Below are 19912 nucleotides of genomic sequence, written 5' to 3' on the forward strand. Positions count from 1 at the left end.
AGCTTACTTATTTTTTTAAGGTCAAGACCAGTAAGTGATTCGGGTAAGTGAACGTCGCGAACACCCCTGCGGCTTCAAGTACGAGGGAGGCACTGATTATGAATTATCATCAATATTATAGCGTCGACGTTATCAACGGCCCTGGCACTCGCTGTACGCTGTTTGTCTCTGGCTGCGTACACGAATGTGTGGGTTGTTATAACAAAAGCACCTGGCGGCTGAATTCGGGTAAGCCATTTACCCAAGAAATGGAAGATAAAATCATAGCGGATCTGAACGATCCTCGTATCCACCGGCAAGGGTTATCCCTCTCCGGCGGTGACCCGCTGCATCCACAAAATCTGTCCGCCATTCTGCAACTGGTCAAACGCGTACGCCAGGAGTGCGACGGTAAAGATATTTGGGTCTGGACTGGCTATACAATGGCTGAACTGACCGCCGACCAACAGCAAGTGGTTGATTTAATCAATGTGCTGGTCGATGGCAAATTTGTGCAAGACCTAAAAGACCCATCGCTTATTTGGCGCGGTAGCGATAACCAGGTTATCCATCACCTGCGGTAATTTATTTTAGCCATTCTGTACACTCTCCCGCGTGCAGAATGGCGGCTACTGCCCCTTAAATTCCTCACCTCTGAAAAACGGCTTATCACGCCGCAAGATTTCATCGTTCCGCCATCTCAGCTTAACCCTACTGTCATTAAAAACCGCCAGCATAGCGGGTGAGAAAACTTACTGGTTATCACCATGACAATCCGCCACCTGCTCATCAGTATTGCTCCTTGTGTTTCATTGTGGATGGCCGTCAGACGTGATGATGCGCACAGAGGGGTTATTTGCCATGCACTTATCTAGACCACCGACCAGTTATCCCACCCGCTATCAACAAATTGCGGCCCAATTAGAACAGGAGCTGCGCGGTGCTTATCGCTGCGGGGATTATCTGCCGTCTGAACAGCAGTTAGCCGAACGTTATCAGGTCAATCGCCATACCCTGCGTCGGGCGGTCGATGAATTGGTCGAACGCGGCTGGCTGCAACGTCGGCAAGGTATCGGCATTTTGGTGTTAATGCGCCCTTATGACTACCCGCTGCGTGCCAATGCGCGCTTTAGCCAAAACGTATTAGATCAGGGTAGTGACCCCACCAGTGAGCGCTTACTCGCCGTCTTACGCCCGTGCATTGAGCATGTTGCCAAAGCGCTGTCATTGGATGAAGGGACGACAGTGATTCATTTACGCACCTTGCGGCGAGTCAATGGTGTACCGGTCTGCGTTATCGATCACTACCTGCCGGATTTGAGTTGGTGGCCCGCGTTGCAGCAGTTTAACGCCGGTTCACTACATCAATTCATCAGCCAACATCTGCAACAGCCTTTAAGCCGTAGCCAGACTCGTATTAGCGCACGCCGTGCTCAGGCCAAAGAGAGCCGTTTACTTGAGATTGCCACCCATGCGCCGCTGCTCTGTGTGCGCACCTTGAATATCCGTGTTGATAGCCAGCAGGTGGCGGAGTACTCCGTCAGCCTGACGCGCGCCGACATGATTGAACTGACCATGGAGCACTAAATGGAAAGTATCTCGAACACCCGGCAGGGCTGGATGTCGGTGTTGGCCCACAGCCAACCGGCGCAATTGCTTGCACATTGGCAATCCTTGAATCTGGCACCGCAATATCAGGTGATCCGTGCGCCAGAGATTGGTTTGAGCCAATTACAGGCGCGAATGGGCGGCACTGGCCGCCGGTTTATTCTGGGCGATATGACCCTCACCCGCGCGGTAATCAAACTCAACCACAACACCGATATCTATGGTTACAGCTACATAGCCGGGCGCAATAAACCTCATGCAGAACTCTGCGCGCTATTAGATGCGTTATTGCAGCTTTCCACCCTTAATGGACAACCAGCCGGTCTGAGTGAATTGCTGCTGAAAACCGTCATTCATCCTCTGGCGGCCATACAGCAGGAGCGGCGGGAATTGCGCGCTCGCGCTATCGCCACCAGTAAAGTGGATTTCTTCACCCTGGTGCGAGGAGAAGACTAATGAGCCTATTAAACCATTTCGACCAGCCGGTTGATGATGCTCAGCACGCTTTTCGCCGTATTCTCAAGGCATTAAGCGAACCGGGAGTTGTCGTTTCACTGCCCCATGGCAGCGGCTGGCAGCCATTAAATCCCGCCACCACCAGCATCCTGCTGACCCTGGTTGATCAGGAAACGCCGCTCTACCTGGATGAACCGCTCAACCATGATGTCGTGCAACAGAATATACGTTTTCATTGCGGAGCAATGCTGACAACCAGCATCAAAAATTCACTTTTTTCTTTATTTGACAATGAGATAAAAGAAGAACTCTTGATTAGCTGCCCGGTGGGTAATGAACTTTCGCCAGAGCACGCCACCACCATCATTCTTCAGGCCACCAGTCTGCACCTGGGTGTACCTCTGCGCCTACGCGGGCCGGGCATTGAGCACCACCGCACAGTGGCTCCGCAATTGCCCTCTACCGTGCTGAATTACCTGCTTAACCGCCCGATCGCATTCCCTGCCGGCCTCGATTTTCTGTTGACCTGCGGCGAGAACCTAATGGCTATCCCACGAACCACCCATGTGGAGGTGTGCTGATGTACGTTGCCGTCAAAGGGGGCGAAAAAGCCATTGCGGCAGCCCATCAATTACTCGAACACCAGCGCCGTGGTGATACACAGATCCCGGCTATCGATTGCGAACAGATTGAGCAACAGCTCGGTCTGGCGGTTGATCGGGTGATGACTGAGGGCGGTATCTATGATCGCGAACTGGCTGCATTGGCCATCAAGCAAGCCAGCGGTGATCTGGTCGAAGCGATTTTCCTGCTGCGCGCCTATCGCACCACCTTACCGCGTCTGGCGGTCAGCCAACCGTTGGCAACTGACAATATGCGGCTGGAGCGGCGCATCTCCGCCATTTACAAAGATTTGCCCGGCGGGCAAGTGCTCGGCCCCACCTATGATTACACCCATCGACTACTGGATTTCACCCTGCTGGCCGCAGGAGATGCCCCGCACGCGCTCAATCGCCGGGAAATATCGCCAGAAGCGGTATCGCAAAATAATTGCGCTCATGTGTTTGATTTATTAGCGCAAGAGCAATTAGCAAAAGTTGAGCAGGATGACGGCACCCCGCCGGAAGATATCACCCGCAACCCGCCGGTTTATCCGTGTAATCGCTCAGCCCGGCTGCAACAGCTGGTGCGCGGTGATGAAGGTTTCCTGCTGGCGCTGAGCTATTCCACCCAGCGCGGTTATGGCCGAACTCATCCATTCGCCGCCGAGATCCGCACCGGCGAGCTGACCATTTCAATTGAGCCGGAAGAACTGGGATTTGCCATTGATATCGGTGAGATCTTACTCACCGAATGCGAAATGGTGAATGGTTTTGTCAGCCCGGCAGCAGAACCCCCGCATTTCACGCGCGGTTACGGTTTGGTATTGGGTCGTGGTGAGCGCAAAGCCATGTCGATAGCCTTGATGGATCGCGCCTTGCAAAGCCGGGAATACGACGAAAATGTCGCCAGCCCGGCGCAAGATGAAGAGTTTGTGTTATCCCACGCCGACAATGTCGAAGCCGCCGGTTTTGTTTCTCATCTCAAACTGCCCCATTACGTTGATTTTCAAGCGGAGCTGGAGTTACTCAAGCGCCTGCGCCGTGAGCATTCATCCGCAGCCGCAGAACAACAGGAGCCGCGCCATGACTGAGGTTCTCACCGGTTACAATCTGGGCTATCTGGACGAGCAAACCAAAAGAACATTACGCCGCGCGTTACTGAAAGCCGTGGCCATCCCCGGTTATCAGGTGCCATTCGGCGGCCGTGAGATGCCGATGCCTTATGGCTGGGGCACCGGTGGCATTCAGTTAACCGCCTGCCTGATTGGCCGTTACGATGTGCTGAAAGTGATCGACCAGGGAGCTGATGACACCACGAATGCGGTGTCGATCCGCCGCTTCTTCCAGCGGGTCAGCGGGGTGGCGACTACCGAAAAAACCACTGATGCTACCTTGATCCAGACCCGGCACCGCATTCCAGAAACGCCGCTGACCGAGGATCAGATCCTTATCTATCAAGTGCCGATCCCAGAGCCGTTACGCTTTATTGAACCGCGCGAAACCGAGACACGCAAAATGCATGCGCTGGAGGAATACGGCGTGATGCAGGTGAAATTGTATGAAGATATCGCTCGCTACGGCCATATCGCGACCACCTATGCTTATCCGGTGAAAGTGAATGATCGCTATGTGATGGATCCGTCGCCAATTCCGAAATTTGATAATCCCAAAATGCACATGATGCCCGCGCTGCAACTGTTTGGGGCCGGTCGTGAAAAACGCCTTTATGCCCTGCCACCTTTTACCAAAGTGGAAAGTCTGGACTTCGACGATCACCCCTTTAGCGTGCAGCAATGGGATGAACCCTGTGCTTTGTGCGGCTCGCGCCACAGTTATCTCGATGAGGTGGTGATGGACGATCAGGGCAGCCGGATGTTTGTTTGTTCGGATACTGATTTTTGCCAGCAGCAACTGGCGCAAGTAGCGGCACAAGAGGTAAATATTCAATGATCGTTGAACAAGTTATTTCACCATCCGCTGCTGTTCACCCGCTGTTGTCGGTGGAGAATCTTACCCATTTGTATGCGCCAGGTAAGGGGTTTAGTGATGTTTCTTTCCAACTGTATCCCGGTGAAGTGTTAGGGATTGTGGGTGAATCGGGTTCGGGTAAGACCACCTTGCTGAAATCCATTTCAGCCCGCCAGGCACCGCAGAATGGGCAAATTTTTTATCGCCCTGATGCCCAATCAGCGGTTGATTTGTATCAGATGGCCGAAAGCCAACGCCGCCGTTTACTGCGCACCGAATGGGGCGTAGTGCATCAGCACCCACTCGATGGGCTGCGGCCACAAGTCTCGGCGGGCGGTAATATCGGCGAACGACTGATGGCTATTGGCCAACGCCATTATGGCGAGATACGCCAACAAGCAGGCCGCTGGCTGGAAGATGTCGAGATCCCCTTATCCCGTCTTGATGACCTGCCCACCACCTTCTCCGGCGGCATGCAGCAGCGACTGCAAATTGCCCGCAATCTGGTGACACATCCGAAGCTGGTATTTATGGATGAACCGACTGGCGGTCTTGATGTGTCAGTGCAAGCGCGCTTACTGGATTTACTGCGCAATCTGGTGGTGGAAATGCAATTGGCGGTGGTGATTGTCACCCATGACTTGGGGGTTGCCCGCTTATTGGCTAACCGGTTGCTGGTGATGAAGGAAGGCCAGGTGATCGAAAGCGGCCTGACTGACCGAGTGCTGGATGACCCGCACCATCCTTATACCCAGCTACTGGTTTCATCGGTATTACAAAACTGAGTGAGAACTGACTATGAGCGCCCTACAGCTGCCTATGCTACAAATGAAAGTTGAAAATCTCAGTAAAACCTTTGTGTTACACCACCAGCACGGTATTCGCCTGCCGGTGCTGCATCAAACTTCATTGGAAGTTGGCAGTGGTGAGTGTGTGGTGCTGCACGGCCATTCCGGCAGCGGAAAATCCACTCTGCTGCGCTCTTTATATGCCAATTACTTACCCGACAGCGGCCATATCTGGGTGAAACATCAGGGAGAATGGCTGGATATGGTGAGCGCGCAAGCCCGGCAAATTATGGCGGTGCGCCGTCATACGGTGGGTTGGGTCAGCCAATTCTTACGGGTGATCCCACGAATCAGTGCATTAAATCTGGTGATGCAACCCCTGCTGGAATTAGGGGTTGATCGGCAAATCTGCCAACAGCGGGCGCAGGATCTGTTGACGCGACTTAATGTGCCACCGCGGTTGTGGGATCTGGCCCCTTCTACCTTCTCCGGCGGCGAGCAACAGCGGGTTAATATCGCGCGAGGGTTTATTGTCGATTATCCCATTTTGCTGCTGGATGAGCCGACGGCTTCGCTCGATAGCACCAACAGCGCCGCTGTGGTCAGCCTGATTGATGAAGCTAAACAGCGCGGAGCCGCAATTGTCGGTATTTTCCATGATGAAAAAGTACGCAATCATGTCAGTGACCGCTTACTTACCATGACACCGCCCCCCTCTCACGTCAGCGCAGAGATCCCATCATGATCTTCAACAACGTCAATCTTATTCTTGAGGATCAGGTGGTCAGCGGATCACTGGAAATCCACCAAGGGGTGATCCGCAGTTATAGTGATCGTCCGACACAACTTTCAGCGGCAATTGATGGACAAAATAGCTGGTTGTTGCCGGGGTTGATCGAGCTGCATACCGATAATCTCGACAAGTTTTTTACCCCCCGCCCCAATGTGGATTGGCCAGCACATTCGGCCATGAGCAGCCACGATGCGCTAATGGTTGCCTGCGGCATCACCACCGTGTTGGATGCCGTGGCGGTTGGCGATGTGCGGGATGGCGGCCATCGGCTGGATAATCTGCAAAAAATGATTAACGCCGTGGTAGAGAGCCAGCGGTCAGGATTGAATCGAGCCGAACATCGAATTCATTTGCGCTGTGAATTACCCCATGACAGCACCTTGCCACTGTTTGAAGAACTGATGATGCAGCCAGAACTTTCATTGGTATCTCTGATGGATCACTCACCGGGCCAGCGCCAGTTCGCTTCACGCGCCAAGTATCGTGAATATTACCAGGGTAAGTATCACCTTAACGATCAGCAAATGGCAGAGTTTGAAGAAGAGCAAATCAGCCTATCCGCCCGCTGGTCGGGGCAGAATCGACAGGCCATTGCCGCTCATTGTCGTCAGCGGGGAATAACTTTGGCCAGCCATGACGATGCCACCGCTGAACATGTGGCGGAATCACAGGCATTGGGCAGTGTCATTGCTGAATTCCCCACCACCGAAGTGGCGGCCAGAGCCTCACATCAGCATGGGTTACAGGTATTGATGGGCGCGCCCAATATTGTGCGCGGTGGCTCCCATTCAGGCAATGTCGCCGCACACCAACTGGCATCACTGAGCGTATTGGATATCTTATCATCCGATTATTACCCCGCCAGCCTGCTGGATGCCGCATTCCGTATCGCGCATGACGAGAGCAACAGCTTCACCTTAGCGCAAGCGGTCAATCTGGTGACACATAACCCGGCCAGAGCTTTAGGGTTAGCGGATCGCGGCGTGATTGCCGAAGGTAAGCGAGCTGATTTGATATTGGCGCGCACCCATAAGGGTTCACACCATCAGCATGTGTATGTGCAAAACGTCTGGCGGCAGGGAATACAGGTGTTCTGATGGCGCGCTTAATCTATCTGATGGGCGCTTCCGGTGCAGGTAAGGATTGCCTGCTATCCGCGCTACGAGCGGCCATACCCACCAACGTTATGGTAGCGCATCGTTATATTACCCGCGAAGCCCATGCGGGGGCTGAAAATCATATCGCATTGAGTGAACAGGAGTTTTTATTGCGCGCCGAACAGGGGCTGTTTGCGCTGTTTTGGCAGGCACATCAGCATCATTATGGAGTAGGAATTGAGATTGATATCTGGCTACAACACGGGTTGGATGTGGTGGTCAATGGATCCCGAGCCTACTTACCCGAAGCCCAGCTGCGCTATCACCACCAATTACTGCCACTGTGCCTGACCGTTTCACCGGCAATTTTGGCCCAACGTTTACTGCAACGTGGGCGTGAGAACAGTGAGCAAATCCAGGCGCGTTTACAGCGGGCGCAACATTATCAACAGCAACTGCCGGTTAACTGCCAGCGACTTTGTAATGATGGCGAACTGCACCACACGCTGGGGCAATTACAGCAATTGCTGGCAACGCCCGCCACAACACAGCAGGAGGGGAATCAAGAATGGAACTAACATTGTTAGGAACCGGATGCGCCCAACAGGTGCCGGTGTTTGGTTGTCAGTGTGTAGTTTGCGCCAAAGCCAGATTACAACCCGCGCTGCGCCGTCAACCTTGCAGTGCAATGTTGCGTTATCAGGGGGAAACGACCTTGATTGATGCCGGGTTGCCAGCACTGGATCAACTGTTTGCTGGAGGGGAAATTCAGCGTTTTTTGCTTACACATTACCACATGGATCACGTTCAGGGGTTATTTCCGTTACGTTGGGGGTGTGGAAATGCGATCCCGGTGTACGGGCCGCCAGATCCTGATGGCTGCGACGATCTGTATAAGCATCCGGGCATATTGGCTTTTCAGCCGCCACTCAGCGCATTTCACCCGATTCAATTTGGCGATTTACGGGTTACGCCTGTGCCCCTCAATCACTCAAAAATCACCTTCGGTTACCTGCTGCAAAGCCCTAACCGAACTATCGCCTATCTCACCGACACCATTGGGTTACCCGCTGATAGCGCGCTATTTTTAGCCAGTAAGAATATTGATTTATTAATACAAGATTGCAGCCATCCGCCACATCATCTTGCCCCACACCGTTCGCCGCCACGTAATCATAATGATGTGACAATGGCCCTCGCTATCAGTGAGTTACTAAAACCGGCAGCCACCTTGCTGACCCATATCAGCCACCAATTAGATACCTGGGCGCTCGACAACACACTGCCCGACGGCGTCACCATCGCGCAGGATAATCAGGTAATTAGCTTATAATGATTAATGTTGCTGCATTTGGGCTGATGATAATACTGTCACTCCCTCTTTCGGCGGAGCGAAAGCCTGATCAAGCAGCGCTTGTGCCACATCTTTGGCTTTAATTAAGCGCCATTTATCAGGTAATAAGGCAAACAACGGCGCGCTAAGGCTTTCCATCAAACGCGGTTTAGTGCGTTGACCGGCCAGCATTGAAGGCCGGGCGAAAGTGAGTTGCGGCCAACCCTGAGTTTGTAAATCCCGCTCTGCCTCACCTTTGGTACGGTTATAGAACAGCCACGAGTTCGGGTTAGCGCCCATCGCGCTCACTAGCAGGAAATGCCGCGCGCCAAGCCGCAAACCGGTTTCACCCGCAGCCAACACCAGCCGATAATCCACCTGACGAAATGCCGCCTGACTGCCCGCTTGCTGGCGAGTGGTACCCAGACAACAAAACACCAAATCCACCGGCTCATCCAGAGTTTTTAGTAACTCGCCGATATTCTCACCTTGCGGATTAATCAGTTTATTCATGACTGGCAGCGGCTTGCGGGTTGGCGCAATAATAGAGGTTACGCGGGCATCCAAACGCAGCAAGCGCAGTAACTCGCCCCCCACCAGGCCACTTGCCCCCAATAATAATACCTTCGCCATCTGACCTCCGGATAAAAATGCTCGCGCCACCCCAACATGGAGATAATCATCAAATCAATTGATATGAATAATACATACCAGAAACACCAGAACATAGCGAAGAAACTATGCCCAAAGTCATTGGAATTACAGGTAGGCGGCAAACGAACAACAAATCGGTCGGGAACCGATTTGAACAGCATTTATGCTGCCCAAAGGGAGAGCCTCAGGAACGAGGCTCATTAATCCCGATGAGCTTACTGACGTTAAGATCAACAACCAGTAAGTGATTCGAGTAAATGAGAGTAGCTAACACCCCTGTAATTTCAAGGAAGAAGGGCATGCCAATGCAATTTCTTGCCAAAACCAAGGGTATTATTGGTCATCTTGATTTCCAGCAAATTGAGCTGCCAGAGGGGGGCGGATACAACTTTAGCTACCGGGAAACGGCGGCAATAGTGCTGGCGGGCGATGTGTTCGGCGTCATCCTTTAGTTCGGTTATTTCACCGCGATATTGAATGCCTTTTATCAATGCTACGGTGCGTGGCTGGATAGCAATTGTACCGACCACCTGCGGGTTTATCTGCATCAGCTCGCCGTGACGGGTGTGCTTTTCTGTCATCAGATAAAGCGCCATTTTCGCTTCATCAAAGACATAAAAACAGTTGGCGCACCACATATCCATACCGCTGCCGGCGCACAGCGTCAGAACATGTTGCTGGCGCAGGAAGCGGGTAATGGAGATCAGGTCATCAGGGTTATTCACATCACTCATTATCTACGGCATCCTCCGGCTTAAAAACAGCGTTAAGTGTACATTAACTTAGCCGCCAGCAGTGGTCTGACGTTATTCAGTTAATGTTCTTTATAATCTGGCGGCACTTACACTTATGTTTCGATATTTAGCTCTGATGAGGAAAAGATCTCAAGCATATCCTCCCTGACAATTACGATTTTGGCGATAAAGAGCCTGATAACGTGATTTAGCTAACATTTACCACATAAGACAGATATGAATTTATATGCAAAATTTACGTATAAAACAGGATGTAACAAATCATTTTGGATTAACAAATAAAATACAAAACTGTTTAATAACCGGCACTCATTGCTAATAATAAGCCTGCTGATGTGTATGCCGTGTTAAATATAATCCTACTGTTTTGCATAACATACAGTACAGTTCTGAATACTTACCGTTTAAAATGAATAAATACGGTATTTTATTCATAAGATAGTCAAAAGGCATTTTAAAATCGGATAAAAACATGACATGCATCACAGAATGAAAGAGCATTATGACTAGAATAACCGCCATCAGTTCATTTTTCTAAAACTTTGTTTAAAACAGATACCTTGTTTAAAACTAAAAATGTGTTTTAAAAAAAACAGAGACTTATGCAAATGGAAAATAACAACAAGAAAATGGCGCATATAAGGCGGACAACACATTTAATGATGCCAGCGCATCGTAGTTATTTTAATTTTTCTTATTACCATTATAGATAATATCCCTCCTGCGATGACATCCACGTTTATTGGATAGTCATTGTCTATGCACAATGTTTAACAGATGCGAAAAGTGTTTACTCCCTTTACGTTATGTTACCTATTGTCTGCTTTCTCCGAAGATGATAACACTTGGTTTCATTTTTACTACTATCAGTGCGAGTAATGTTATTACTCAGCCGATAAAAACCCAGTGTGATTCAGCCTTCAGCAGAAAAATAGCTATCCCGTAAAAGTTAAATGTCACCTTGGTCATTAATGCTAAATGACACAAGAATCACTGCGCCTGAAATTTAGTTATTTCATACATAAGGCAAGGTGTTGTGCAGAAAAGCAGTCATTAATTATTAATGGATGTTAATTCATTGGTACGGACTGCTATACACAGAATTTATTAAACGACTAAATCCAACTTGCAAAAATGTTGGACGGGCTAATATACCCTAAATAAAATAAGAGAGAAAAAATGAAAGAATTAAAGATTGCGGCAAGTATATCTGCCATGCCTTGTTTTGATTCACAGCGTGAAGTAATCGATGTTTTGCACACCGACTTTACTGATGTTGCCGCCGTGGTACTTTCTGTTCAGGACATTAATCATGGCATGATTAATAGCATTCATGAATTAGGGTTAAATATCCAATTTATGCCGCTGTTTGCTGCGAAGAAGAACTAAATTCAGATGTGTTACCGTCTTTAAATGGTGTATTTGAATTATGCGGAAATAATACTAATTTTTATGGTAAAACGCTGGAAACCGCAGCAAAAAAATATGAATCAGAGCTGCTGCCCCCCTTCTTTAATACCTTAAAAAAATATGTCGAAATGGGGAATTCCACCTTTGCCTGCCCAGGGCATCAAGGTGGCCAATTCTTCCGTAAACACCCAGCGGGCCGTCAATTCTTTGACTTCTATGGCGAAGCCATTTTCCGCTCTGATATGTGTAATGCTGACGTTAAATTAGGTGACTTGCTTATTCATGAAGGCGCACCTTGTGACGCACAAAAACATGCAGCAAAAGTATTTAACGCGGATAAAACCTATTTCGTACTGAACGGGACTTCCGCTTCCAATAAAGTGGCGACTAATGCATTGTTAGCCCGTGGTGATCTGGTACTGTTTGACCGTAATAACCATAAATCCAACCATCACGGCGCACTGGTTCAAGCCGGTGCTACTCCGGTATATCTGGAAACGGCCCGTAACCCGTTTGGCTTTATTGGGGGTATTGACGCCCACTGTTTTGAAGAAAAATACCTGCGTGAACAAATACGTAGTGTAGCGCCTGAGCGTGCTAACGAAGCGCGTCCATTCCGCCTGGCAATTATCCAATTAGGGACTTATGACGGCACCATTTATAACGCCCGTCAGGTTGTGGATAAAATTGGCCACTTGTGTGACTACATTTTGTTTGACTCTGCTTGGGTAGGCTACGAACAATTTATTCCAATGATGAAAGATTGTTCACCATTGTTACTTGAATTGAATGAAAACGATCCTGGTATTATCGTTACTCAATCAGTCCATAAACAACAAGCTGGCTTCTCGCAAACATCACAGATTCATAAAAAAGATAAACATATTAAAGGCCAGGATCGCTACTGCAACCATAAACGTTTTAATAATGCCTTTATGATGCACGCGTCCACCAGCCCATTCTATCCATTATTTGCCGCATTAGATGTTAACGCTAAAATGCATGAAGGCAAAAGTGGTCAACGTATGTGGTTAGATTGTGTTAAGACCGGTATTGAAGCACGTAAAATGATCTTAAGTACCTGTAATATGATTAAGCCTTTTGTTCCGGTAGAAGTGGATGGCAAACCTTGGCAAGAATATGACACCGAGGCTATGGCACAAGACTTGCGCTTCTTTAACTTTATCCCCGGCGAAAAATGGCATGCATTTGAAGGTTACGAAGAATCACAATACTTTGTTGACCCGTGCAAATTGTTATTAACTACCCCTGGTATTGATACTAATACCGGTGAATATACCGAATCAGGTATTCCGGCCACCATTCTGGCTAATTTCCTGCGCGAAAATGGTATTGTGCCAGAAAAATGTGACCTTAACTCTATTCTGTTCTTATTAACACCAGCAGAAGACTTGGCAAAAATGCAACATTTAGTCGCGCAAATTGCTCGATTTGAACGTTTCATTGAAGAAGATGAATTGTTAAGTGTTGTATTACCGACAGTCTATAGCAATAACGAAACTCGTTATAAAGACTATACCATCGGTAAATTATGTCAGGAAATGCATGATCTTTATGTCAGCTATGATGTTAAACAACTGCAAAAAGAGATGTTCCGTAAACAGCATTTCCCTAAAGTCATGATGAATCCTCAGGATGCCAATATTGAATTCGTTCGTGGTCATGCTGAATTAGTGCCATTGTGTAAAGCAGAAGGCCGGATTGCCGCAGAAGGCGCACTTCCTTACCCACCGGGAGTATTGTGTGTTGTCCCTGGTGAAGTTTGGGGTGGTGCGGCTCAACGTTATTTCCTGGCACTTGAAGAAAGTATTAACTTATTGCCAGGCTTCGCACCTGAATTACAAGGTGTTTATTTACAAGTCGATGAAGATGGCTGGAACCGTGCATACGGTTACATGATGAAGCAATAAATAATAATAAATTTACATCCAAATTAATTGGCGTTCAAAGTCAAATAATTCGGAAATTTATACAACACCAATATTCGCTCAAACCTGCGGGGATTCATTATTCCCGCAGTCTCTGAAATATAAAAAGAGATAATAAAAATGAGTAAATCAAATAATAAGATGGGAGTAGTACAGCTAACTATTCTGACCGCCGTCAACATGATGGGTTCAGGCATAATTATGCTGCCAACCAAACTCGCCGAAGTTGGGACAATTTCTATTGTTTCATGGTTAGTCACTGCTGTCGGCTCAATGGCGCTAGCCTATGCCTTCGCCCAATGTGGTATGTTCAGCCGTAAATCCGGTGGTATGGGTGGTTATGCAGAATATGCTTTCGGCAAATCCGGTAATTTCATGGCTAACTATACCTATGGTGCATCGTTATTGATTGCCAACATCGCCATTGCTATTTCTGCGGTGGGTTACGGCACTGAATTGATGGGTGCCACCCTATCACCGCTGGGCATTTGTATTGCAACCATCGGCGTGTTGTGGCTGGCAACTGTCGCCAACTTTGGCGGCGCACGCATTACCGGCCAAATCAGTAGTGTCACCATTTGGGGTGTCATCATTCCGGTGGTCGGCATCTCAATCATTGGTTGGTTTTGGTTTAGTGGTTCAGCTTATATGGCAGCGTGGAACCCACATGCAGTACCCACCTTTGAAGCCATTGGTTCTTCCATCTCAATGACATTATGGGCCTTCCTCGGTTTGGAATCTGCCTGTGCCAACACTGATGCCGTCGAAAACCCTGAACGTAACGTTCCGATCGCTGTGCTGGGTGGGACTTTAGGTGCAGCGGTTATCTATATCATCTCAACTAACGTTATTGCCGGTATTGTACCGAACATGGATTTGGCTAATTCAACCGCGCCGTTTGGCCTGGCGTTCGCTTATATGTTCACACCAGCAGTCGGTAAAATCATCATGGCATTGATGATCATGTCCTGCGTGGGTTCACTATTGGGTTGGCAGTTCACCATCGCTCAGGTATTCAAATCCTCCGCAGATGAGGGCTTTTTCCCGAAAATCTTCTCAAAAGTCAGTAAAGCCAATGCCCCTATCAAGGGGATGCTGACCATTGTGGTCATCCAAAGTGTGCTGTCCCTGATGACCATTAGCCCGTCACTGAACAAACAGTTCAACGTGCTGGTGAATCTGGCGGTGGTGACCAATATTATCCCTTACATTCTGTCGATGGCGGCGCTGGTGATTATCCAGAAAACTGCCAATGTGCCACCAGCTAAAGCCCGTAGAGCTAACATCATTGCTTTTATCGGTGCGATGTATAGCTTCTATGCGCTGTACAGCTCAGGGCAAGAAGCCATGACCTGGGGTGCGATTGTGACCTTCCTCGGCTGGACACTGTACGGCCTGGTTTCACCACGTTTTGAATTTGCAGCAAAAACCAAAATAAAAAACGGCTACTCTGCGGGCGGGAGGCCTCTTCCCCCGCGCATTTCCCCCATTAGGTGCCAGTAGATAAAAAAATCAGGATGCCACACGCAATTCCGGTAATAATGTTCCGAACCGCTACCCCCGGACTGGAATAAAATCATGTCGGACAACCTTTGGCATCTCTATCTGCTGCGCACCGCCAGCGGTATGCTCTATACCGGCATTACCACCGATGTCACACGGCGATTGGCTCAACATCAGGCAGGGAAAGGCGCAAAAGCGCTACGGGGCAAAGGAGAATTAACGCTGGTATTTCAGTGTGAGGCGGGTGACCGCTCAACGGCATTGAAGCTGGAGTATCGAGTGAAACAGCTCAGTAAGCTGCAAAAAGAAAAGCTGGTCGCTAACCAGCCCTCTTCGTTGATAGCACAGCCAGAGGTTAAACCCGGCTAAACGGGGCAGAAAACACCACTTCGCCATCCGCGCCAGTCAGTGCATCCTCCGCCAACGCATAAACCTGAAAAGCCGCTTCAGTGCCGGGCCAACGGCAGGTCAATTGATGGCGGGCGGCGGGTACAAAGCCAAAACGTTGATAATAACCAGGCTCGCCTAGCACCACCACGGCGGCATAGCCAAATTCATTCAGAGAATCCAGCCCTTCATAGACCAGCTTCTCAGCCAGGCCTTGCCGACGCAGCGTTTCATCCACGGCCAACGGTGCCAGAGCAACCCATTGACGGTCTTCACCACCAACATCAACCGGGCTAAAGGCCGCATAGCCGACAACACCACCTTCATCGTCAGTTGCCACGATACCCAGTGTCAGCAAGCCGTCTTCGCGTAATTGCTGCACCAGTTCGGCTTCATCATCTCGTTTGAAAGCCTGGCGTAATAAGGCGTCGATCCCCGGTGCATCCACCGGGATTTCAACCCTGATCAACATGATGCTAATGTACGGGAAGCACTCGCCGCACCCTCTTGCTGACCAGCCTCGATAAAATCAGCCAGTTGTTGCAGACCTACACGCAGTAGCGTCGGCATGGATTCCAACTCGATGGCATCCATTAGATTTTTCACATACAGGCCCAATTCGGTATCCCCTTCAATTCGTAACCGGCGCTGGAAAAACAGCGTATCCGGATCTTCTTTACGGGCAGCGATCAAAATCAGATCGTTGGCATCACCGCTAAAGCTCACATCCGCTTCAGCCTGTTGGCTCACAACCAGCCTACCGTTTTCTACGCTCATAAACCATTGCAAAGCGAGGTCGCGAACTTCAATTTTTAACCAACGTGACTCCAAAAACGCCAGTTCTCCGTCCTGCAAAGCCTGACGAAGTTGCCATCCCAGAACTTGCTCTATGACCTGACGCTTTAAAGCAAAGGGGGCCAATTTTAACGGGCCTCGCAACAGTGCTGGCCCTTGGCGCACTAGACATGCTCGTAGTTCTCCCAACACAGGCTGCGCTCCTCTTGATTCAGATATAAGAAGGGAAATGCTCAATATGACTATTTTGCCACATAGGTAGAATGTTGAAGTGTGTTATATCAATAAATTTTGCACCAAGTTGTCTCTGATCTGTATTGCTAAATATCAGAAGAATGACACCAATGCCCAAGAAACTGCCTTAAATCAAGGTCACGGCGGAGCAGGTTAACTAGAATCGCCATTCGATAAGATTTTCATCGCTACCAATATCATCTTCGGATGGGGAACAATCATTGCCAGCGGTAACGTCAGCAAGGCGAACCGTTGACTCATTCAGGAAAATTCTATGGAGCTGCTTTGTCCTGCCGGCAACTTACCCGCATTAAAGGCCGCCATCGATAATGGTGCCGATGCGGTCTATATCGGCCTGAAAGATGATACTAACGCCCGCCATTTTGCCGGCCTTAATTTCACTGATAAAAAGTTGCAGGAAGCGGTCAATTACGTTCATAGCCGCAAACGTAAACTGCATATTGCCATTAATACCTTTGCCCACCCTGACGGCTACTCCCGCTGGCAGCGCGCAGTAGATATGGCGGCCCAACTGGGGGCGGATGCACTGATTTTGGCCGATTTAGCTATGTTAGAATATGCCGCAGAACGCTACCCGGAAGTTGAGCGCCATGTGTCGGTGCAAGCGTCTGCAACCAACGATGAAGCCATCCGCTTTTATCAACGCCACTTTGATGTAGCTCGAGTGGTATTGCCACGCGTGCTGTCAATGCATCAGGTAAAACAGTTATCACGCACCAGCCCGGTTCCGCTGGAAGTCTTTGCTTTTGGTAGCTTATGTATTATGGCTGAAGGCCGTTGCTATCTTTCCTCCTATTTGACCGGTGAATCCCCCAATACTGTCGGAGCCTGCTCTCCAGCGCGCTTTGTTCGCTGGCAGCAAACAAAGCAAGGGATGGAATCTCGCCTCAATGAAGTGCTGATCGACCGCTATGATGATAACGAAAATGCCGGTTATCCCACCTTATGCAAAGGGCGCTATCTGGTGGACGGCCAGCGTTATCACGCACTGGAGGAGCCAACCAGCCTGAATACTCTGGAGCTTCTACCGGAACTGTTTGCCGCCAATATTGCCTCGGTGAAAATTGAAGGCCGCCAACGCAGCCCGGCGTATGTCAGCCAGGTGGCTAAAGTCTGGCGACAAGCGATTGACCGCTATCTGGCTAATCCTGCGCAATTTAGCGCCAAAGCGGAATGGATGGAACAACTGGGCGCAATGTCCGAAGGCACCCAAACCACCCTGGGCGCTTATCATCGTAAGTGGCAGTAGCCGGAGGAAATATGAAATACGCCTTAGGCGCAGTGCTCTATTACTGGCCAAAAACCGATATTGAAGCTTTTTATCACGCTGCCGCCCACAGCAGCGCGGATATTATTTATCTCGGTGAAAATGTGTGTACCAAACGCCGTGAAATGAAGGTGGGTGATTGGTTAGCGCTTGCCAAAGAAGTCGCCGCCAGCGGTAAGCAGGTAGTAATCTCCACACTGGCTCTGCTACAAGCGCCGTCAGAATTAAATGAATTAAAGCGTTATGTGGAAAACGGTGAGTTCCTGCTGGAAGCCAACGATCTGGGTGCGGTGAACATGGCCGCCGAACGTGGCCTGCCGTTTGTCGCTGGCCATGCACTCAATTGCTATAACGCTTATACTCTGCGGATCTTGCATCGTCAGGGCATGATGCGTTGGTGTATGCCGGTTGAATTGTCTCGCGATTGGCTGGCGAATGTGCTGCAACAGTGTGAAGAGCTGGGGTTTCGCAATCAGTTTGAAGTCGAAGTATTGAGCTACGGCCACCTGCCGCTGGCTTATTCCGCCCGCTGCTTTACTGCACGCTCAGAAGATCGAGCCAAAGACGAATGTGAAACCTGTTGTATCAAATACCCACAAGGAAGACCGGTGCTGTCGCAGGAAGACCAGCAGGTGTTTATCCTCAATGGTATACAAACTCAAAGTGGTTACTGCTATAACCTCGGTAACGATTTGATTTCGATGCAAAGTTTGGTGGATATCGTGCGCCTTTCTCCCCAAAGCAGTGAAACACTGGCGGTTATTGATCAATTTCGTTCCAATGAACAAGGGTTAAACCCACTCACCTTAACCGATAAAACCGATTGCAACGGCTACTGGCGGCGTTTGGCTGGACTGGAATTGGTGTCATAAATGATGCAGGGGGTCACCGCCCCTAGCATCATTTATGCGGTAATATTGTTCGATAGATAACATCGGGCGCTTATTTGCTCATAAATGGGTGTCCCCGTTTTTAGATTCCATTCAGACTCATAGACGGGATAAGCTGTTTTGCTATTCCATCTGAAAAGATGGTGTTTAGACAGAAATCACTAGCACTTTCAATTTCCACTATAAATGCCATAATATTCCCCAAGTTTTCTATTTCAACATTGGATAAGAAATCCGCATCTACTATAATAGCATCCGTAGTGGCTACATATATCTCTCTCATATCTTTTAAACTAAAAGTGTCATTTATTGTATTACGCCTCACATTATCTGTAACCGCATCATATTCAGATAACCTATCAGTATAATTCCACTCTAAAAAATCTTCAGCGTTAGAAATCAAAGTAAAGTTAGCTCTTGATGCGATATAAATACTTTGGAAATGTTTTATTTCTTTTAATAATGGCGCGATATTTTTTTCTACTTTATTACAACCAGCTAAAAATTCACTGTTTGTTCCACTCCCAAAATCTGATTGATAACCATTTACCCACTTAGCGATCATATATTTATTTATAAGAGGTTTATCTCTGTCATATTGATTTATAGAAGTATCATTATCTAGCCAACGGCTAAATTTCGCTAATTCCTCTTTAAGATTAGCGAGTGAACGATTATACGTAACTTCTTGTAAATTAACATATAACTCCTTTTCAGCTACGACCTTCTCATCGTTTGTCATATCTCCCTTAGCTATATTTTTCTTATAGATGTTATAATTTTTTATATATCCTTCATCTCCCCGTGCTTCTAGCATCGCTGATCTATTAATGATCATATCTTTTTCGAATTTAGTTAAATTAGCTGATATTGGTTCTGGATAAATTAAGTCCATCCGGTTTGGATCTATATAAAACCTATTCATGTTCATCATGAGAATAGGTTGAACAAACATATCCCTCGTGATTTTGTACTTATTCGGAGTGACTTCATCTATTTTACTCTCATAGTCGCCATTAAGTTTAATTTCATAACCCCTCATAACCACCTCCCTTTAATAAGTTAATACCCCTCTGAATGACACACCCAGCATGGACATCTGAAAATAGCATTGGGGATATAAAAAACAATTAAGAAATAATTAAAATAAGAAACCCTAACGAAATTACATTAATTATAACTAAAAATAAGGTTGTGTTTTATATATAAAAGGCCCGAGATAGCAACTCACTATAGTTTTGGTAACTTAGGTTCGAAGTTATATTGATAAAGCCGCACTTATTACCCCTTCCCAAACCGGGATTTAGATTATGCTTTTATGCATGATAGCCGCACATGGTATATACGCCTTACGTGCGCATTAATGTGGCTATACACCCTATGGGTTAAAAAATTAATGTTTTCGCCCTTCAAGCGACTCGAC

At 48.4% G+C, this 19912-nt stretch carries 21 protein-coding genes and 1 pseudogene; 17 read left to right on the forward strand and 5 right to left on the reverse strand.

All coding sequences use genetic code 11. The annotated features are described in order from the left end of the window. The first annotated feature begins 98 nt into the window (after positions 1 to 98). The 11 genes from nrdG to phnP all read left to right on the forward strand — a co-directional run bounded on the left by nrdG (position 99) and on the right by phnP (position 8624). Positions 99 to 563, forward strand: a complete 465-nt coding sequence (nrdG, locus tag YALDO0001_RS16310; RefSeq protein WP_004704637.1) for an anaerobic ribonucleoside-triphosphate reductase-activating protein — start codon at positions 99 to 101, stop codon at positions 561 to 563. A gap of 277 nt (positions 564 to 840) precedes the next feature. Further along, positions 841 to 1566, forward strand: coding sequence for a phosphonate metabolism transcriptional regulator PhnF (gene phnF / locus YALDO0001_RS16315; RefSeq protein ID WP_042840317.1), 726 nt, complete (start codon positions 841 to 843; stop codon positions 1564 to 1566). Next, a complete protein-coding gene (gene phnG / locus YALDO0001_RS16320; RefSeq protein ID WP_042840319.1) occupies positions 1567 to 2043 on the forward strand; it encodes a phosphonate C-P lyase system protein PhnG in 477 nt (158 codons plus the stop codon). After that, complete coding sequence (gene phnH, locus YALDO0001_RS16325; protein ID WP_042840320.1) at positions 2043 to 2624, forward strand: phosphonate C-P lyase system protein PhnH; 582 nt, start codon at positions 2043 to 2045, stop codon at positions 2622 to 2624. Before phnG ends, phnH begins: the two co-directional genes overlap by 1 nt. Beyond that, on the forward strand, positions 2624 to 3736 hold the full coding sequence (locus YALDO0001_RS16330; protein ID WP_004704639.1) for a carbon-phosphorus lyase complex subunit: 1113 nt from the start codon (positions 2624 to 2626) through the stop codon (positions 3734 to 3736). Before phnH ends, YALDO0001_RS16330 begins: the two co-directional genes overlap by 1 nt. Then, the gene (locus tag YALDO0001_RS16335) at positions 3729 to 4595 is read left to right on the forward strand and encodes an alpha-D-ribose 1-methylphosphonate 5-phosphate C-P-lyase PhnJ (RefSeq protein ID WP_042840322.1); all 867 of its coding nucleotides are present in this window, start codon (positions 3729 to 3731) and stop codon (positions 4593 to 4595) included. Before YALDO0001_RS16330 ends, YALDO0001_RS16335 begins: the two co-directional genes overlap by 8 nt. Then, the gene (phnK, locus tag YALDO0001_RS16340; RefSeq protein ID WP_042840323.1) at positions 4592 to 5398 is read left to right on the forward strand and encodes a phosphonate C-P lyase system protein PhnK; all 807 of its coding nucleotides are present in this window, start codon (positions 4592 to 4594) and stop codon (positions 5396 to 5398) included. Before YALDO0001_RS16335 ends, phnK begins: the two co-directional genes overlap by 4 nt. 13 nt (positions 5399 to 5411) lie before the next feature. Further along, positions 5412 to 6146: a phosphonate C-P lyase system protein PhnL gene (gene phnL, locus YALDO0001_RS16345; protein WP_042840324.1), complete on the forward strand. Its 735-nt coding sequence runs from the start codon at positions 5412 to 5414 to the stop codon at positions 6144 to 6146. After that, complete coding sequence (gene phnM, locus YALDO0001_RS16350; RefSeq protein WP_042840326.1) at positions 6143 to 7291, forward strand: alpha-D-ribose 1-methylphosphonate 5-triphosphate diphosphatase; 1149 nt, start codon at positions 6143 to 6145, stop codon at positions 7289 to 7291. The genes phnL and phnM overlap by 4 nt, the downstream gene beginning before the upstream one ends. Then, positions 7291 to 7869 carry a ribose 1,5-bisphosphokinase gene (gene phnN, locus YALDO0001_RS16355; protein ID WP_042840327.1) on the forward strand — a complete coding sequence of 193 codons (579 nt, stop codon included), beginning with the start codon at positions 7291 to 7293 and terminating at the stop codon, positions 7867 to 7869. Before phnM ends, phnN begins: the two co-directional genes overlap by 1 nt. Further along, the gene (phnP, locus tag YALDO0001_RS16360) at positions 7860 to 8624 is read left to right on the forward strand and encodes a phosphonate metabolism protein PhnP (protein WP_042840328.1); all 765 of its coding nucleotides are present in this window, start codon (positions 7860 to 7862) and stop codon (positions 8622 to 8624) included. Before phnN ends, phnP begins: the two co-directional genes overlap by 10 nt. A 3-nt stretch (positions 8625 to 8627) precedes the next feature. Here phnP and YALDO0001_RS16365 read toward each other — a convergent pair whose 3' ends face one another. Both YALDO0001_RS16365 and YALDO0001_RS16375 read right to left on the reverse strand, forming a co-directional pair. Next, complete coding sequence (locus YALDO0001_RS16365; protein ID WP_019080670.1) at positions 8628 to 9257, reverse strand: Rossmann-fold NAD(P)-binding domain-containing protein; 630 nt, start codon at positions 9255 to 9257, stop codon at positions 8628 to 8630. 305 nt (positions 9258 to 9562) lie between these two features. After that, positions 9563 to 10012: a YhbP family protein gene (locus tag YALDO0001_RS16375; protein WP_004704646.1), complete on the reverse strand. Its 450-nt coding sequence runs from the start codon at positions 10010 to 10012 to the stop codon at positions 9563 to 9565. 650 nt (positions 10013 to 10662) lie between these two features. Here YALDO0001_RS16375 and speFL point away from each other — a divergent pair. The 4 genes and pseudogenes from speFL (at position 10663) to YALDO0001_RS16390 (ending at position 15264) form a co-directional block, all read left to right on the forward strand. Further along, positions 10663 to 10746 (forward strand): leader peptide SpeFL, encoded by an 84-nt coding sequence (speFL, locus tag YALDO0001_RS22220; protein WP_223300551.1) that lies wholly within the window; start codon positions 10663 to 10665, stop codon positions 10744 to 10746. 466 nt (positions 10747 to 11212) lie between these two features. After that, positions 11213 to 13374, forward strand: a pseudogene (gene speF, locus YALDO0001_RS16380) (ornithine decarboxylase SpeF). Between the two features lie 138 nt (positions 13375 to 13512). After that, positions 13513 to 14895, forward strand: a complete 1383-nt coding sequence (gene potE, locus YALDO0001_RS16385) for a putrescine-ornithine antiporter (RefSeq protein WP_004704650.1) — start codon at positions 13513 to 13515, stop codon at positions 14893 to 14895. Between the two features lie 75 nt (positions 14896 to 14970). After that, positions 14971 to 15264: a GIY-YIG nuclease family protein gene (locus YALDO0001_RS16390; protein WP_042547646.1), complete on the forward strand. Its 294-nt coding sequence runs from the start codon at positions 14971 to 14973 to the stop codon at positions 15262 to 15264. Here YALDO0001_RS16390 and YALDO0001_RS16395 read toward each other — a convergent pair. Continuing rightward, positions 15251 to 15754, reverse strand: coding sequence for a GNAT family N-acetyltransferase (locus YALDO0001_RS16395; protein WP_042840330.1), 504 nt, complete (start codon positions 15752 to 15754; stop codon positions 15251 to 15253). The genes YALDO0001_RS16390 and YALDO0001_RS16395 overlap by 14 nt on opposite strands. Continuing rightward, complete coding sequence (gene ubiT, locus YALDO0001_RS16400) at positions 15748 to 16269, reverse strand: ubiquinone anaerobic biosynthesis accessory factor UbiT (RefSeq protein WP_042840332.1); 522 nt, start codon at positions 16267 to 16269, stop codon at positions 15748 to 15750. The genes YALDO0001_RS16395 and ubiT overlap by 7 nt, the downstream gene beginning before the upstream one ends. A 316-nt stretch (positions 16270 to 16585) precedes the next feature. Here ubiT and ubiU point away from each other — a divergent pair, with 316 nt between their 5' ends. Further along, on the forward strand, positions 16586 to 17581 hold the full coding sequence (ubiU, locus tag YALDO0001_RS16405; protein WP_004704654.1) for a ubiquinone anaerobic biosynthesis protein UbiU: 996 nt from the start codon (positions 16586 to 16588) through the stop codon (positions 17579 to 17581). 11 nt (positions 17582 to 17592) lie between these two features. Next, on the forward strand, positions 17593 to 18471 hold the full coding sequence (locus YALDO0001_RS16410) for a U32 family peptidase (protein ID WP_004704655.1): 879 nt from the start codon (positions 17593 to 17595) through the stop codon (positions 18469 to 18471). Between the two features lie 100 nt (positions 18472 to 18571). Here the strand turns inward: YALDO0001_RS16410 and YALDO0001_RS16415 are convergent, their stop codons facing one another. After that, positions 18572 to 19531 (reverse strand): hypothetical protein, encoded by a 960-nt coding sequence (locus YALDO0001_RS16415; protein WP_004704656.1) that lies wholly within the window; start codon positions 19529 to 19531, stop codon positions 18572 to 18574. Between the last annotated feature and the right edge of the window lie 381 nt (positions 19532 to 19912).

Origin of the sequence: Yersinia aldovae ATCC 35236 (assembly GCF_000173735.1) — a bacterium.
GTDB lineage: Bacteria > Pseudomonadota > Gammaproteobacteria > Enterobacterales > Enterobacteriaceae > Yersinia > Yersinia aldovae.

Excerpts from the sequence above, each read along its gene's own strand:
- nrdG (WP_004704637.1), top strand. The coding sequence starts at position 99 with ATGAATTATCATCAATATTATAGCGTCGACGTTATCAACGGCCCTGGC.
- phnF (WP_042840317.1), top strand. The coding sequence starts at position 841 with ATGCACTTATCTAGACCACCGACCAGTTATCCCACCCGCTATCAACAA.
- phnG (WP_042840319.1), top strand. The coding sequence starts at position 1,567 with ATGGAAAGTATCTCGAACACCCGGCAGGGCTGGATGTCGGTGTTGGCC.
- phnH (WP_042840320.1), top strand. The coding sequence starts at position 2,043 with ATGAGCCTATTAAACCATTTCGACCAGCCGGTTGATGATGCTCAGCAC.
- YALDO0001_RS16330 (WP_004704639.1), top strand. The coding sequence starts at position 2,624 with ATGTACGTTGCCGTCAAAGGGGGCGAAAAAGCCATTGCGGCAGCCCAT.
- YALDO0001_RS16335 (WP_042840322.1), top strand. The coding sequence starts at position 3,729 with ATGACTGAGGTTCTCACCGGTTACAATCTGGGCTATCTGGACGAGCAA.
- phnK (WP_042840323.1), top strand. The coding sequence starts at position 4,592 with ATGATCGTTGAACAAGTTATTTCACCATCCGCTGCTGTTCACCCGCTG.
- phnL (WP_042840324.1), top strand. The coding sequence starts at position 5,412 with ATGAGCGCCCTACAGCTGCCTATGCTACAAATGAAAGTTGAAAATCTC.
- phnM (WP_042840326.1), top strand. The coding sequence starts at position 6,143 with ATGATCTTCAACAACGTCAATCTTATTCTTGAGGATCAGGTGGTCAGC.
- phnN (WP_042840327.1), top strand. The coding sequence starts at position 7,291 with ATGGCGCGCTTAATCTATCTGATGGGCGCTTCCGGTGCAGGTAAGGAT.
- phnP (WP_042840328.1), top strand. The coding sequence starts at position 7,860 with ATGGAACTAACATTGTTAGGAACCGGATGCGCCCAACAGGTGCCGGTG.
- YALDO0001_RS16365 (WP_019080670.1), bottom strand. The coding sequence starts at position 9,257 with ATGGCGAAGGTATTATTATTGGGGGCAAGTGGCCTGGTGGGGGGCGAG.
- YALDO0001_RS16375 (WP_004704646.1), bottom strand. The coding sequence starts at position 10,012 with ATGAGTGATGTGAATAACCCTGATGACCTGATCTCCATTACCCGCTTC.
- speFL (WP_223300551.1), top strand. The coding sequence starts at position 10,663 with ATGGCGCATATAAGGCGGACAACACATTTAATGATGCCAGCGCATCGT.
- potE (WP_004704650.1), top strand. The coding sequence starts at position 13,513 with ATGAGTAAATCAAATAATAAGATGGGAGTAGTACAGCTAACTATTCTG.
- YALDO0001_RS16390 (WP_042547646.1), top strand. The coding sequence starts at position 14,971 with ATGTCGGACAACCTTTGGCATCTCTATCTGCTGCGCACCGCCAGCGGT.
- YALDO0001_RS16395 (WP_042840330.1), bottom strand. The coding sequence starts at position 15,754 with ATGTTGATCAGGGTTGAAATCCCGGTGGATGCACCGGGGATCGACGCC.
- ubiU (WP_004704654.1), top strand. The coding sequence starts at position 16,586 with ATGGAGCTGCTTTGTCCTGCCGGCAACTTACCCGCATTAAAGGCCGCC.
- YALDO0001_RS16410 (WP_004704655.1), top strand. The coding sequence starts at position 17,593 with ATGAAATACGCCTTAGGCGCAGTGCTCTATTACTGGCCAAAAACCGAT.
- YALDO0001_RS16415 (WP_004704656.1), bottom strand. The coding sequence starts at position 19,531 with ATGAGGGGTTATGAAATTAAACTTAATGGCGACTATGAGAGTAAAATA.